The organism is Kribbella sp. NPDC026611, assembly GCF_040638345.1.
Lineage (GTDB): Bacteria > Actinomycetota > Actinomycetes > Propionibacteriales > Kribbellaceae > Kribbella.
This window is the reverse complement of sequence record NZ_JBEZYC010000006.1, coordinates 1-14,388: the sequence shown is the minus strand read 5'-3', so window position 1 is coordinate 14,388 and position 14,388 is coordinate 1. Positions and strand designations below refer to the sequence as shown.

Here is a 14,388-nt window from a genome sequence, read left to right as displayed (position 1 = left end):
CTGGGGTGGGGCGGTGGATGGGGATTGGGCGGGCTTCTTCGGGATACGGGTCGGGGGTGCGTCTGGTCATGAGGGGCCTCCCAGTTGGGAGAGGACTTCTTCGGTAGTTGGCATGGCGGTGGAGCATTCGAGGCGGGAGGCGACGATTGCGCCGGCGGTGTTTGCGAAGCGGATGATCTTCTCCAGCGGCCAGCCGGAGAGGAGCCCGTGGCACAGAGCACCACCGAAGCCGTCACCAGCCCCAAGCCCGTTGACCACCTCGACCGGGAACGGCGGCACCTCCACCCGCTCGTCGCGCGTGCGAGCAAGCGTCCCGCGCGGTCCCTGCTTCACGACGGCGAGGTCGAGTCCGCGGTCGAGCAGCGCCTGCGCCGCCTTGTCCGGATCGGTCTCGCCGACGGCCACCTCGCACTCCTCACGGTTGCCCACAGCAACCGTGCAGTACTCCAACGCCCGCGAGACCTGCTCGTGAGCCTCGCTCGGATCCGCCCAGAACATCGGCCGGTAGTCCAGATCGAGCACCGTGATCGGCTTCCGTCCGCGCGCTTCCCAGGCCGCGAAGTGGGCGGAGCGGGAGGGTTCGGCGGACAGGCCGGTGACGGTGGACCAGTAGATGCGCGCGTCGCGGATCGCGTCCAGGTCGAGCTCTTCGGGGTTGATGACGAGGTCGGGCGCCTTCGGGAAACGGTAGAAGTACAAGGGGAAGTTGTCCGGCGGGAAGATCTCGCAGAACGTGATCGGCGTCGGCAGCCCGTCCACCGGAGACACGAACCGGTCGTCGACGCCGAGCTCACCCAGCGTGCGGTGGATGAACGTTCCGAACGGGTCGTTCCCGGTGCGGCTGATGACAGCCGACTTCCGTCCGTGCCGTGCCGCCGCGACCGCCACGTTCGTCGCGCTCCCGCCGAGGAACTTCCCGAACGACGTCACGTCCTCGAGGTGCGTCCCGAGCTGCAACGGGTACAGGTCCACCCCGATCCGCCCGATCGTCAGTACGTCGTCCACCATCAGTCCACCTCATCCATCAGCACCGAGCCAACAACCCCCACGCAAGCACACCAGAGGTTCGCACTCGTCCCCGCGATCCTCCGTCCGTCCCCGGCCACGCCGGAGAACTGAAAGACCTTCATCGGAGGGAGTTTGCTATCTCGTGCAGGTGAGCGATGCTGACGCGTACGTCGACCACCGGGCCCTCGTCGGACGGGCGGTCCGGGAGGATGGTGTCCTGCTCCAGCACGTACCAACCGTCATAGCCCGACTGCTCCAGCGTGCTCACGATCGTCCGGATGTCGATGTCGCCACCGCCCAACGGACGGTACATCCCGTCCCGCACGGCGTCGGTGTACGTCACCTCCCCGCTCTGCACCCGGCGAGCCCACGAGGCGTCGACGTCCTTCAGGTGCGTGTGGCGGATGCGCGAGGTGTGCGCGACCGTCAGCGCGACCGGGTCGACGCCGCCGATCAGCAGGTGGCCGGTGTCGAGGGTGAGCCCGATGCTCGAGCCAGACAGCACCCGGTCCACGTCGGCAGCGTTCTCGACCATCGTGCCGACGTGCGGGTGGACGGTCGCAAGGATCCCGCGGGCGGCCGCCAGCGAGGCGAGCTTGTCGAGGTTGCCCAGGAGCGTGGCCCACCCGGATTCGTCGAGCACCGGGCGGTCGTCGTACCCGTTCTGGCCGGTCGCGGCCGCGAGTACGAGCGTCGTCGCGCCGGCGGCGACGAAACCCTCGAGAGCCGAAGCGACCTCAGGCCCAGGATCGTGCGACGGGTCGTGCAGGACGACCGGGATGAAGCCGCCGACGGCCCGAAGGCCCACGTCGGCAAGGGTTTTGGCCTTGTCCGCCGGGTCGTCCGGCAGGAACCCGTCCGGTCCGAACTCGGTCGCGGCCAGCCCGACGGCGCGCATCTCGGCAAGGACCGTCTCGGCGTCGTACTGGTAGCCCCACCCCGGGACCTCGCAGACTCCCCACGAGATCGGCGCGCCGGCGATCCGGTGCACAAGCTCAGTCATCAGACAGTCTCCTCAGCTCTCCTCAGCACAGAAAGACAACAACGTCAGGCGATCTCGTCCAGCGTGACCAGCCGGTTCTCGTGCCGCGACAGCTCACAAGCCTCCGCGATCCGGAAGGCGGCCAGCGCGTCCCGCACGGTGCACGGCACCTCGCGCGTTCCCGCGACCACCTCGGTGAACGCGGTCAGCTCGGCCACGTACGCCGGCTGGAAGCGGTCCATGAACGTCATGTGCGGCTGCCCGTCCGGAAACGCGACCCCGGGCTCGGCCGATCGCAGCGCAGTGTGCGAGTCGAGCCCGACGGCGATCGAGCCGAGGCTGCCGTGCAGCTCCATCCGTACGTCGTGGCCCGCGCCGTTGTACCGCGTCCCGCTGACGGCCACGAACGTGCTGTCGTCGAGCGTCAGCAGCGCGGCCGCGGAGTCGACGTCGCCGTACTCGCCGAAGAACGCCTCGCCGCGGTTCGCGCCGGCGGCGTACACGCTGACGACCTCGCGGCCAGTTACGTACCGGATGATGTCGAAGTCGTGGACCGTGCAGTCGCGGAAGAAGCCGCCGCTCTGCGGGATGTACGACTGATGCGGCGGGAACGCGTCGTTCGTGTTCGCCCGCACGTGGTGCACGAAGCCGAGCTCACCCGTCGCAACGGCTTCCCGCGCGGCCTGATAGCCGGCGTCGAACCGTCGTTGGAAGCCGATGTGTACCGGGACAGTCGAACCCTCGACCAGGGCCACCACTCGCGAAGTCTCCTCGAGGTCGAGCGCGACCGGCTTCTCGCAGAACGTCGGTACGCCGGCCGCCAGCCCTGCCTCGATCAGCCCGGCGTGCGCGGACGTCGCCGCCGCGATCACGAATCCGTCGACCCCGGAGTCGAGCAGCGCCGGCACGTCCGCGGCGTACTCCAGCCCCAGCTCCTTCGCGACCACCTCGGCCCGCCCGGGGTCCGCGTCGGCGACGACCACCTGATCCACCGCCGGCAAACCCTTCAGCGTCGCGGCGTGGAATGCGCCGATCCGCCCGACCCCGACCAACCCGATCCGCATCCGCGCTGCCTCTCTCGACCGTGAGCGCGCCACAGCATCGCGGCGCGCTGGTTGACCGTCAGCTTTCCCGGCGCCTGCGGGGGTGTCAATAGTTTGTTAACACATTCTCACGTCGGGACATACATACACTCACGTTGTAACATCCCGCCATGACCGCGGTCCCGATCCAGCTCGATCGCACCAGCCCGGTGCCGCTCTACCACCAACTGGCCGAGCAGCTGACCGCCGCCATCACGGACGGGCGGCTGCGGCCCGGCGACCCGTTCGAGAACGAGATCGGCATGTCGGACCGGCTCAGCCTGTCCCGGCCGACGGTCCGGAGGGCGATCTCCGAGCTGGTCAACCAGGGCCTGCTGGTACGCCGCCGCGGCATCGGCACCACCGTGGCGAACCAGATGGTGCATCGCCGGGCCGAGCTCACGAGCCTGTACGACGACCTCGAGCGCGAAGGGCGTACGCCGCGGACCGAGGTGATCTCGCTCGACTGTGAAGCACAGGACGATCGAGCCGCAGCCGTGCTGGAGCTGCCGCCGGGGACCCCGCTTGTGTCGATCGTCCGACTGCGGTACGCCGACGACGTACCGCTGGCCATCATGCGCAACTGGTTGCCCCCGGCACTCAACGACCTCACCCCAGAAGCCCTGACGAAAGACGGCCTCTACGCGGTCCTACGAGCTCGCGGTATCCGCCCCACGGTCGCCCGCCAACGCATAGGCGCCCGCAACGCCACTGCCGAAGAACGCCGTACCCTCCACATGTCCAAGGCCGAGCCCCTCGTCACCATGACCCGCTCCGCCTACGCCGCCGACGGCTCCCCCGTCGAGTACGGCAACCACTGCTACCGCGCCGACCAGTACTCAGTAGACGTAGTCGTCTCCGAACGCTGACCCGAGCTGGGTGACCGACCAGGCCACCCAGCTGCCTCGGCTGATCAGGCCTGGTTGGCGATCAGAGTGCGGACCAGACGCAGGCCTACGGAGAGGTGCGCGAGCTCCGGGCCCTCGGTTTCCACGATCTCCTCGAGCATGGTGGCGGCTCGGGCCAGGGCCGTCGCGTTTTGGTCCTGCCAGGCGATGACGCGCTCCTCCGGGTCGGCAGTCGCGTCGGTCGTGGCTAGGACCTGGCGAGTCAGCCGCGCGTGGACGGCGTGGAGGTCGTCCCGGAGGGCTGCGCGGGCCATCGTCTGCCAGCGGTCCGTGCGTGGCAGGCCGACGATGCGCTCCAGGAAGACGCCCAGCTGCAGGCGCTCGCCCAGGGCGAAGTGCACCTTCGCTACCTCGAGGATGTCGATGTCGTCACGGGACGCGGTCTCCACGATCCCCAGCCCGGCATAGGCCGGCGGCAGCACCGCGATCCGGGACGCGAAGTCCTCGGCGACACCCTTCCGGACCAGCGCCTCCCGACGCTGCTCGAACAACGCCAGCTCGCGACCCCGCAGTACCTCCGGAAGCGCCGTCGAGAGCTTCGCGATCCCAGGACCGAAGAACTCGATCAGCTCCGCGATGTCGACCGGTGGCCGCCGGTTCGACACCAGCCAGCGGGTCGCCCGCTCGACCAGCGTGCGCGTCTCCAGCCGCATCCCGGTCTGCGTCGCGGCGTCCACGATGTTGTCCAGCTCGGCGTTCCGCGCCAGCAGCTCTGGCTGCGCGAAGATCCGCGACGCCGCGAGGTTCGCGCGGACGACGTCCTCGACCGTCCCGCCGGTCTCCAGCGAGAGCCGGTGGAACGCCGTGATGCCGGACGTGTTCACGAACTCGTTCACGACCTGCGTGGTGATGATCTCCCGCCGCAACTGGTGGCTCTGCACCTGGTCCGGGAACCGCTCCTGGATCGCCTTCGGGAAGTACGAAGCGAGCTTGTGCTTCAGGAACGAGTCGTCCGGCAGCGTCGTCTTCAGCAGCTCGGCTTCCATCACGATCTTCGAGTACGCGATCAGCACCGACAGCTCCGGCGAGGTCAGCCCCCGGCCCTCGGCCTTGCGCCGCTTGAACTCGCTGACACTCGGCAGGAACTCCAGCTCGCGGTCGAGCAGGCGCTGCTTCTCTAGCCGCCGCACCCAGTCCTGGTGGACGTGCAGCAGCGCCGGCGCCTGCGCGGTCGCGTTCGCCAGCGCGATGTTCTGCCGGTAGTTGCTCTTCAGCACCAGCGCCCCGACCTCGTCGGTCATCGACGCGATGATGTCGTTGCGCTGCTTCTCGGTCAGGTCGCCGTCCGCGACCACCTTGTCGAGCAGGATCTTGATGTTGACCTCGTGGTCCGAGGTGTCCACCCCGGCCACGTTGTCGATGAAGTCGGTGTTGATCCGCCCACCGGCCGCGGCGTACTCGATCCGGCCGAGCTGGGTGAAGCCAAGGTTGCCGCCCTCACCGACCGCACGCGCGCGCAGTTCGCTGCCGTTGACCCGGATCGCGTCGTTCGCCTTGTCGCCGACATCGCCGTTCGACTCGCTCGTCGACTTCACGTAGGTGCCGATGCCGCCGTTCCAGAACAGGTCGACCGGCGCCTTGAGGATCGCGTTCATCAGCTCGGCCGGCGTCATCGTCGGCGTAGTGCTCTCGATGCCGAGCGCGGAACGGACCTCGGCCGAGATCGGGATCGCCTTGTCGGTCCGCGGGTAGATCCCGCCGCCGGCTGAGATCAGCGACGCGTCGTAGTCCGCCCACGACGACCGCGGCAGCTCGAACAGCCGCTTCCGCTCCACGAACGAGGTGGCGGCGTCCGGCTCCGGGTCCAGGAAGATGTGCCGGTGGTCGAAGGCGGCCACCAGCCGGATGTGCTCCGAGAGCAGCATCCCATTGCCGAACACGTCACCGGACATGTCACCCACGCCGACGACCGTGAAGTCCTCGCTCTGGCAGTCGTGGCCCATCTCCCGGAAGTGCCGCCGCACCGACTCCCACGCCCCACGCGCGGTGATGCCCATCGCCTTGTGGTCGTACCCGACCGAGCCACCGGACGCGAACGCGTCGCCGAGCCAGAAGCCGTACTCTTTCGCGACCCCGTTCGCGATATCGGAGAACGTCGCCGTCCCCTTGTCCGCCGCGACCACGAGATACGCATCGTCACCGTCGTACCGCACCACGTCACGCGGCGGCACGATCTCACCGGCGACGATGTTGTCGGTGATGTCCAGCAGCCCGGAGATGAACGTCTTGTACGACGCGATGCCCTCGGCCAGCCACGCGTCCCGGTCCACCGACGGGTCCGGCAGCTGCTTGGCGTAGAACCCGCCCTTCGCGCCGACCGGCACGATCACCGAGTTCTTCACCATCTGCGCCTTGACCAGCCCGAGCACCTCGGTCCGGAAGTCCTCCCGGCGGTCCGACCAGCGCAGCCCACCACGAGCGACCGCGCCGAACCGCAGGTGCACACCCTCGACCCGCGGCGAGTACACGAAGATCTCGTACGCCGGCCGCGGCTGCGGCAGGTCCGGGATCGCCTTCGGCTCGAGCTTGAGCGAGATGTACGACCGCGGCTGCCCGTCCGGACCCGGCTGGAAGTAGTTCGTCCGCAGCGTCGCCTTCATCACGGTCAGGTACGACCGCAGGATCCGGTCCTCGTCCAGGCTCTGCACGGTGTCGAGCGCGGCCAGGATCTCCTTCTCCAGCAGGTCGCACTGCGCGGTCCGGTCCGGGTCGTCGGCCGAGCCGCGGGCCGGGTCGAAGCTGGCCTCGAAGAGCTGGACCAGCAGACCGGCCACGTCGACGTGGTTGAGGAACGTGTTCTCGATGTAGTCCTGGCTGAACGGCGTCCCGCCCTGGCGGATGTAACGCTGGTACGCGCGCAGGATCGACACCTGCCGCCAGCTCAGGCTGCCCCGCAGTACCAGCGCGTTGAGCTTGTCGGACTCGGCTCGGCCCTCCCAGACCGCCCGGAACGTCTCGGAGAACAGGCGGCGCAGCTCCTCGCGCTCGTCGGTGTTCTCCGGCGCCTTCAGACCGAAGTCGTAGATGTACGCCATCGCGCCGTCCTCGCAGCGGATCTCGTACGGCCGCTCGTCGATCACCTCGACGCCCATCGACGACAGGTGCGGCAGCACCTGCGAGAGCGACAGCGGCGACCCGGTCCGGAAGACCTTGAACCGGCGCTCACCCTCCCACTCCTCGTCGAGCGGGCTGTAGAGCGACATGGCAAGCCCGTTCTCCGCCGGCAGGCTCTCGAGCACGTGGACGTCGTTGACCGCGACGCGCGCGTCGAAGTCCTCCTTGTACGCCTCGGGGAACGCCTGACCGTACCGGGCCGCCAACCTGGTCACCGCCACGTCGCCGCCTTGCGCGTGCAGGGCCGCGGCGAAGTCGTCCTGCCAGGCGCGGGTCGCCTCGATGACCTGCTGCTCGAGCAGGTCCGCGTCGTACTCACCGACGGTCTCGCCCTGCTTCATCCGGACGACGAAGTGCACGCGCGCGAGCACGGACTCGGTCACGTAGGCCGCGTAGGTCACCGACTCGGCGCCGATGGCGTCCTTGAGGATCTGCTGCATCTTCAGCCGGACCGCGGTCGTGTAGCGGTCGCGTGGCAGGTACACCAGGCAGGACAGGTACCGGTTGTAGACGTCACGCCGTACGAACAGCTTGACCGCGCGCCGCTCCTGCAGGTGCAGCACGGACTGCACGATCGGCAGCAGGTCCTCCACCGGAGCCTGCAGCAGCTCGTCGCGCGGGTACGTCTCCAGTACGTCGAGCAGGCCCTTGCCGCTGTGGCTGTTCGGGTCGAAGCCGGTCAGCCGGAACAGCTCCAGCGCCTTGCGCCGCAGCACAGGCACCTGCATGACGCTCTCGGTGTACGCCGTCGACGAGAGCAGACCGATGAACCGGCACTCGCGCACCGGCTCGCCCTGCTCGTCGAACTGCTTGATGCCGACGTAGTCGAGGTACGTCGACCGGTGCACGGTGGACCGGGAGTTGGCCTTGGTCAGGATGAGCAGCTTGCGCTCCTGCGCCTTCGCGCTCACCTCCGGCGGCAGCTTGCCCGAACCCGGCTTCGGGTCCGGCCGGAGGATGCCCAGCCCGGTCCCGGGTCGGCCGCGCAGGATGCCCTGCTCGCCCTCCATGGTGAAGTCGTACTCGCGGTAGCCGAGGAAGGTGAAGTGCTCGTCGGCGAGCCACTCCAGCAGCTCGCGGGCCTCCTCGACCTCGCTCTCGCCGACCGGGAGGTTGGCGGCGTCCAGGCTCGCGGCGATGGAGACGGCCTTCTCGTGCATCTTCGGCCAGTCCTCGACCGCCTCGCGGACGTCGTTGAGGACCTTCTGCAGCTCCTGCTCGAGGGTGCGGTGCTCGGCGACGTCGGGGATGCGCTCGACCTCGAGGTGCATCCAGCTCTCCCGGACCAGGTCGTGCCCATCGGCGGCCGCGCTGTCGTCCAGGACCTCCTGGAGGGTGCCGGCCATGTCGCGGCGGACCACGAACTGCGGGTGGATCAGCAGCTGGAGCTCGAGGTTGTGGTCGGTGATCGCCATCGAGGCGCTGTCGACCAGGAACGGCATGTCGTCGATGACGATCTCGATCACGGTCCGGCCGCCGGCCGACCAGCCGTGCTCCTGCAGGGTCGGGGTGAAGACATGCACCTTCGCCGTCCCCTGCGGACGGGACATCGCGGTCTTGTAGTGGTGCCGCGCGGCGCCCAGGCAGTCGCTCGGCTGACGCTCGGCGACGTCCTCGGCGGCCACGTGCCGGTAGTACTGCTCGAGGAACGTTTTCAGCTTGTCCGGGTCCACCGACTTGTCGTGCCCGTGAGTTCCCGCGGCCACCGCCTTGGCCAGCACATCGGCCTTCTGGACGTCCAGCTTGCTCTGCATTCCCCACCGTCTCCACACATGACGTCGGCGTCGCTCCCGCCGGACCGCACGACGTTGTGCGGTCACTCAGAGATTAGTCCACCTTTGTCACTGGTGTGGTGTCGGGACGGGGCTGTCACTAGGACGTGTGTGGTGGCTCCACGCCGTAGCGAGCAGGTGCTCGGTGCGGTGCCTCGGCGTGCTGGAGTGAAGGCCTCGATGTGGTTTCATCGTGGCCTTTGCTCCAGTGCGGCGAGGTGCCGTGCCGAGTGCCGCGCAGTAGGCGTGGAGCCATCACACACGTCCTTTATCGGTGAGGCGGAGAGCCAGGGCTGGGCAGGCGAGGACTGCGCGGCGTGCATCCGGTAGCTCACGGCCGGTGATTTCGCGGCCCCGGAGGACCGGGAAACCCCACTCGTCGAGGGTGATGTCGTCGGGCAGCAGGGTGGCGCAGAGGCCGTGCCCGTCGCAGCGGGTCCAGTCGATCTCCACCTTGTTCACCAGGCACCTCCAGGTAGCGGAAGGACGCCCAGAACCGGTCGGCCGCAGCCTCCAGCAGCGTGCCGCCGTACGTCGTCACCGAAGACGGCGAGCGCCGAGGCCAGGAACCGCGCCGTACCGTCGGGGTGGGCGCAGGCGCCTCGGCCGGAGACGAGCATGAGGTGCCGCTTGGCGTCCGACGGCTCCCCTCTGACGATCCGGGCGAAGTCGTGGGCGAGGGAAGGGAGACCAAAGACACACGGTCCGCACTGGCCGGCCGACTGACTCGCCAGCCATTCGGCAACCCGCTGAACCTCGCCGAGCGGGCAGGTGTCGGTGCCGAGCGCCAGGACGATGCCAGCGGACACCTCCGGTCGCTGGAGCGTCAGCCCGTCGGTCTGCGGCAGCCAGCGGCCGTGGTACCCACCGAGCAGGACCGGGCCGGGCTCCGCACCCGCGAACTGCAGCACGGTGTCCAGAGGTACGCCGGTCGGCGTCTCGATCACCCCTGGCCGCTGGACGGCGCCGTCGATCGTGAGCAGCTGCGTGCCCGGCTCGCTCGACAGCCCGGTGCTGCTGAACCCGCGGGACCCGAGCCGCGCGAGTACTGCGAGCTGCGCGAATGTCTCCACGTTCGACAGGAACGTCGGCCGCCGGTGGTACCCCTTGCGCGTCGGCAGCACCCGTCGTCCAGGTGGAACGGCAGGACCGCCCTCCAGCGCGCTGAGCACGGCCCGGGCCTCCCCTGCGACGAACCGGCCCGGGGTGTCGCTCACTTCGACCGCCAAGCGGTCGTCGCGTTCCATCAACGCTTCGCGCACCGAGGTGGCCGCGGCGGCGTCGTGGATGGCGAGCAGCACGTGCGGTGCTCCCAGTGCGTGAGCCAGACCGACCGCGCCATCCAGCACGAGGTGGGGCGACTGGGTAAGCAGCAGGCGGTCCTTGCGGCTCACCGGCTCGCTCTCCGAGCCGTTGACCACTATTGCTTCGATACCGCGGTTCGGGAGGTCCTTCAGCTTCAGTGCGACCGGGAAGGCGGCACCACCGCGTCCTCGGAGACCGACGGCTTCGGCCAGCTCGGTGTACTGCGCGCGGGTCAGGCTGGGCGGCGCTCCGTGGATCCAGAGGTGACGCTGGCGGTCCAGGCGGCCCTGGTCGAGGCCGGCGAGCACTCTGGCCTCACCGATCACCCTGGTGGCTTCGATGGTTCTCACTGGGTCCTCCAAGCGGGCGCGGCGTTCAGGCGGTACGCGCCGGCGGCTCCGACGGCGGTCAGACAGGCGACGGTGATGGCGAGCATCCACGGCGTACTGCGGTCGGTGCCGGCGAGCAGAGCGTGTCCGATGGACAGGAGCCAGCCGACCGACGCCGCGATGTGCAGCTTGCGCCAGTACTTGGTGAAGGTCTCAAAGCTGGCCAGACGGCCGCGGGCTGCGCCGACCACTGCTGCTAGTACAAGGCTGTAGAGGGCGAGTGCACCGAGGGCCATGGCGAAGGGCCTATAGCCAGAACTGAACGGCCAAGCCAGGACCGAGAGACCGATGTTGACGTAGCTGTCCGAGATCACCGCGACCAGGTGGGTGGCCAGGAGGATCAAGCCGGTGACTGCGGCCGAGCGGTGGACGTACTGCAGCCAGAAGCGAGTCTCCGGCCGCCGGATACGCGACATGACCATGCCCAGGGCTGCTGAGACCGTGAACATGATCATCGTGACCACGCCGGCGGCGCGGGCCAGGTACCACAGCGTCATCAGGCGGCCCTGCTTGCTGCTGGCCAGCCGGACAACTCGGTGATCTCGCCGTCGTCGGCGATCAGCCGGGCCGGGTGACCAGCCAGCTTCAGCCGGCCGAGCGCAGCCTCGCCGGTCGCGACCAGCGCAGTACTGAAGGTGTTGGCGCGTACTGCGGTGGGCGCCCAGACGGAGGCGGTGCGGTACGGGCCTTCGGCCGGGCGGCCGGTGCGCGGGTCGATCACGTGGTGCGCGTAGCCGGTCGGGGTCTGCCAGCGCCGTACCGTCCGCGTCGAGGTGGTCAGGCCGCCGTGGGCGAGCGTCACCTTCACACCCGGTTCGCCGGCGCGCTCCGCGACCGTGATGACCCACGGCTCGGCCGGTTGGCCGGCAGCGCGGAGGTCTCCGCCGATCTCGACGAGTACTGCGCAGCCGTAGCGCTTGCTGATCACGTTGGCGGCGCGGTCCGCCGTCCAGGCCTTAGCAGTGGCGCCCAGGTCGAGGGCAGCGTGCTCGGGTACGCCGAGGAGCGCCAGCTTCCGGTTGAGCCGTACCTGCTGCCAGCCGGCGACCGGCTTCGGCTCAGCCGGTGGTTGCGGGAAGCGGCGCCGTACCTCTTCGATGTCCGCGTCGTAGCCGGCGGCGATCACCGCCGAGCCCACGGTCGGGTCGACCGCTCCGCCACTCATCTGTGCGGCGACGAGGCTGACGTCGACGAGGTCGACGAGCAGGCGGGAGACCGGGATCAGCGCGCCGGGGCGAGCGTTCACCCGGGACAGCTCGGAGTCCGGACGGAAGCGGCTGGCGGCCTTGTCGACGCGGTCCATCAGCGCCTCGAGCTCGGCGCATGCTGCTCCCAGTACGGCGGGGTCGTCGACGGTCAACCGGACGGTGCAGCTCCAGGCGGACCAGGTCCGGGAGGCACTCATGACCCGTTGCTCCCGCCTTGCGAGCTCGAGCCGGAGTCCGCCGTACCCAAGCCGCTCGAGTCGTCGTCGGAGCTGGAGCTGGAGCTGCTGGACCCGTTGTCGTCCGAGCTGGTCGACGTTGCCGTCGTACCGGAGCTCGAGTGCTTGGACGCGACCGCGACCGAGATGCCGGTGGCGCCGAGGCCGAGGACCGCGGTCGCGATCGCGATCGCGGCGGCCGACGCGCGCCGCAACCAGCTCCGCCGATGTGACTGGGATGCCTGTGGGGTGATCATGCAATCACCCTCGCCCGAGCCCTCTAAGCCCCACTCCAAGAGAAGATCAAGCGACCGTCAAGTCTTCCTGAAAGCTCTCTGAGAACAGTGGACGGGGTGTTCAGCTTTGACCGCTGACCTCGGGTGGGCAGTCGTTGTCGCAGTGCGCGGTGATGGTTTCGACGATCTCGTCGGAGACCTCGCCGAGGACGGCCAGCCGGTCGGGGCCGAAGACGTCCACGAAGAACTCGCGGACCCGGGCCGCGTGCGCCGGAGCGCATTCCTTGATCGCGGCCATACCCTCCTCGGTGATCGCGATCTCGGGGTAGCGGGCCTCGCAGGACTCCTTGCGGATCAGGCCGCGCTTCTCCATCCGGCTGAGGTGGTGCGACAGCCGGCTCTTCTCCCACTGCGTCGCGCGACTCAGCTCGAAGGCGCGCATCCGGCCGGACTGCGACTCGGACAGGTTGACCAGGATCTCGAAGTCCGACTTGGACAGGCCGAACTCCCGCTGGAGGTGCCGCTCGAGATGCGTCTCCAGGGTCCGGTTCATCAGCAGATAGCTGCGCCACGCCTTCTGCTCGTCGTCGTCGAGCCACGGTTCCTTGCTCACGAGACCCATCCTACCGGGTCGGGTTGACACATCAACCCGACGGAGTACTCTCGGACGAGTTGACACATCAACTCAATCTCTTCCGGGAGTTCTGTTATGAGTGAGAAGAAGCTGATCGCCGTCGTCGGTGCGACCGGGGCGCAGGGTGGCGGCCTGGTCCGCGCGATCCTGGCCGATCGGTCCGGCGAGTTCGCCGTCCGGGCGCTGACCCGGAACGCGAACTCGGCCAAGGCCAAGGAGCTGGCCGCGGCCGGCGCCGAGGTGGTCACGGCCGACCTCGACGACGAGGCCAGCGTGCGAGCCGCGTTCGACGGCGTGTACGGCGCGTTCGTCGTGACGGACTACTGGGTCAAGCGGACACCCGAGGAGGAGGCCGCCCGGACCCGCGCCGAGATGGAGCTGGCGCAGGCCGACATCGCCGCGCAGGCCGCCCGCGACGCCGGGGTGAAGCACGTGATCTGGTCGACGCTCGAGGACACCCGGCAGTTCTTCGGCGAGCGCGACGACGTACCGAGCCTGGACGACGGGCGCTACAAGGTCCCGCACTTCGACGCGAAGGGCGAGGCGGACGAGCTGTTCACGAAGTACGGCGTACCGACGACGTTCCTGCGGACCACATTCTACTTCGACGCGTTCCTGAACGCGATGGGCCCGACCCGCGGCGCCGACGGCAAGCTGACGATCTCGATGCCGATGGCCGACAAGCCCTTGTCCGGCGTCGCCTCCGAGGACATCGGCCGCACCGCCCTGGAGATCTTCAAGCACCCCGACCTGATCGGCGAAACCGTCAGCATCGCCGGCGACCACCTGACCGGCGACGAGTACGCCGCCGCCCTCACCGAAGCCCTCGGCGAGCCCGTCACCTACCAACCCCCCACCTGGGACGAGTTCCGCACCTACGGCTTCCCCACCGCCGTCGAAATGGCCAACATGTTCCAGTACTACGCCGAAAACAACGCCCGCTTCACCGGCGACCGCGACCTGGCCAAGGTCCGCGAGCTGCACCCGAACCTGCAGTCGTTCGCAACGTGGCTCGGTGAGCACACGGAGGAGCTGAAAGCCGCACAAAAGTAGGGCTTCCAGCTGCACCCGGCGGGCGGCCTGAGCACCGAGATCGCCACTGCTAGTAGGCGACGGTGAATCGCCGTTGAGTGTGAGTTGGCAGCTCGGCCTCGTCGATCACTGCGACTGCGAGGTCTTCGAAGGAGATGCGGCTCTGGCCGTTCGAGTCGGTGAGCAGTTGGTCCCCACCGAGCCGGAAGCGGCCTGTGCGTTCGCCGGGGTAGGCATACTCCGGCGGGCTGAGATAGGTCCAGAGCCGGTTGGAGACGCGATAGGTGTTCAGCGCGGCCCGGTGTCCCTCGACCGCGACCATATAGTCGCCCGGCAGTCCGATCTTCTCCAGATCAGCACGCATCTGCTGGGCCTGGTCGGCCATGACCACGCCAGGGCTGATCTCCACGGTTCCGCCGATGACGATGAGCCGGATCGATGGATGTTGCTCGAGTCCTTTCAGCAGCGTGGTCGCCACCCGGGCGAAGGTCGACGGGTCGTCG

At 68.7% G+C, this 14,388-nt stretch carries 13 protein-coding genes and 1 pseudogene; 2 read left to right on the top strand and 12 right to left on the bottom strand.

Features of this window, described 5'->3' with window-relative positions; translation table 11 throughout:
• Positions 1-66: 66 nt before the first annotated feature.
• Genes iolC through AB0E69_RS24245 form a run of 4 tightly spaced genes read right to left on the bottom strand, consistent with a single transcriptional unit; the run spans position 67 to position 3,054 of the window.
• A complete protein-coding gene (gene iolC / locus AB0E69_RS24260) occupies positions 67-1,008 on the bottom strand; it encodes a 5-dehydro-2-deoxygluconokinase (protein WP_360150141.1) in 942 nt (313 codons plus the stop codon).
• The gene (locus AB0E69_RS24255; RefSeq protein WP_360150138.1) at positions 1,008-1,130 is read right to left on the bottom strand and encodes a hypothetical protein; all 123 of its coding nucleotides are present in this window, start codon (positions 1,128-1,130) and stop codon (positions 1,008-1,010) included. The genes iolC and AB0E69_RS24255 overlap by 1 nt, the downstream gene beginning before the upstream one ends.
• Positions 1,127-2,011: a sugar phosphate isomerase/epimerase gene (locus AB0E69_RS24250; RefSeq protein ID WP_360150135.1), complete on the bottom strand. Its 885-nt coding sequence runs from the start codon at positions 2,009-2,011 to the stop codon at positions 1,127-1,129. The genes AB0E69_RS24255 and AB0E69_RS24250 overlap by 4 nt, the downstream gene beginning before the upstream one ends.
• 44 nt (positions 2,012-2,055) lie before the next feature.
• Complete coding sequence (locus tag AB0E69_RS24245) at positions 2,056-3,054, bottom strand: Gfo/Idh/MocA family oxidoreductase (protein ID WP_360150132.1); 999 nt, start codon at positions 3,052-3,054, stop codon at positions 2,056-2,058.
• 149 nt (positions 3,055-3,203) lie between these two features.
• Here AB0E69_RS24245 and AB0E69_RS24240 point away from each other — a divergent pair, with 149 nt between their 5' ends.
• Positions 3,204-3,941: a GntR family transcriptional regulator gene (locus AB0E69_RS24240; RefSeq protein WP_360150129.1), complete on the top strand. Its 738-nt coding sequence runs from the start codon at positions 3,204-3,206 to the stop codon at positions 3,939-3,941.
• Between the two features lie 44 nt (positions 3,942-3,985).
• On the opposite strand, the gene AB0E69_RS24235 is transcribed toward AB0E69_RS24240, so the two are convergent.
• The 7 genes from AB0E69_RS24235 to AB0E69_RS24205 form a co-directional block, all read right to left on the bottom strand.
• Positions 3,986-8,848 carry an NAD-glutamate dehydrogenase gene (locus AB0E69_RS24235; RefSeq protein WP_360150126.1) on the bottom strand — a complete coding sequence of 1,621 codons (4,863 nt, stop codon included), beginning with the start codon at positions 8,846-8,848 and terminating at the stop codon, positions 3,986-3,988.
• A gap of 273 nt (positions 8,849-9,121) precedes the next feature.
• Complete coding sequence (locus AB0E69_RS24230) at positions 9,122-9,328, bottom strand: ferredoxin (protein WP_360150123.1); 207 nt, start codon at positions 9,326-9,328, stop codon at positions 9,122-9,124.
• Positions 9,325-10,521, bottom strand: a complete 1,197-nt coding sequence (locus AB0E69_RS24225; RefSeq protein WP_360150120.1) for an NADH-ubiquinone oxidoreductase-F iron-sulfur binding region domain-containing protein — start codon at positions 10,519-10,521, stop codon at positions 9,325-9,327. The genes AB0E69_RS24230 and AB0E69_RS24225 overlap by 4 nt, the downstream gene beginning before the upstream one ends.
• Positions 10,518-11,057, bottom strand: coding sequence for a hypothetical protein (locus tag AB0E69_RS24220; RefSeq protein ID WP_360150117.1), 540 nt, complete (start codon positions 11,055-11,057; stop codon positions 10,518-10,520). Before AB0E69_RS24220 ends, AB0E69_RS24225 begins: the two co-directional genes overlap by 4 nt.
• On the bottom strand, positions 11,057-11,965 hold the full coding sequence (locus AB0E69_RS24215) for an FAD:protein FMN transferase (protein WP_360150114.1): 909 nt from the start codon (positions 11,963-11,965) through the stop codon (positions 11,057-11,059). The genes AB0E69_RS24220 and AB0E69_RS24215 overlap by 1 nt, the downstream gene beginning before the upstream one ends.
• Complete coding sequence (locus tag AB0E69_RS24210; protein WP_360150111.1) at positions 11,962-12,240, bottom strand: hypothetical protein; 279 nt, start codon at positions 12,238-12,240, stop codon at positions 11,962-11,964. Before AB0E69_RS24210 ends, AB0E69_RS24215 begins: the two co-directional genes overlap by 4 nt.
• A 100-nt stretch (positions 12,241-12,340) precedes the next feature.
• The gene (locus AB0E69_RS24205) at positions 12,341-12,841 is read right to left on the bottom strand and encodes a MarR family winged helix-turn-helix transcriptional regulator (RefSeq protein ID WP_360150108.1); all 501 of its coding nucleotides are present in this window, start codon (positions 12,839-12,841) and stop codon (positions 12,341-12,343) included.
• A gap of 87 nt (positions 12,842-12,928) precedes the next feature.
• On the opposite strand from AB0E69_RS24205, the gene AB0E69_RS24200 reads away from it, so the two are divergent.
• The gene (locus AB0E69_RS24200; protein ID WP_360150105.1) at positions 12,929-13,906 is read left to right on the top strand and encodes an NmrA/HSCARG family protein; all 978 of its coding nucleotides are present in this window, start codon (positions 12,929-12,931) and stop codon (positions 13,904-13,906) included.
• 49 nt (positions 13,907-13,955) lie between these two features.
• Here AB0E69_RS24200 and AB0E69_RS24195 read toward each other — a convergent pair.
• Positions 13,956-14,388: pseudogene (locus AB0E69_RS24195) on the bottom strand (hypothetical protein); the annotation flags it as partial.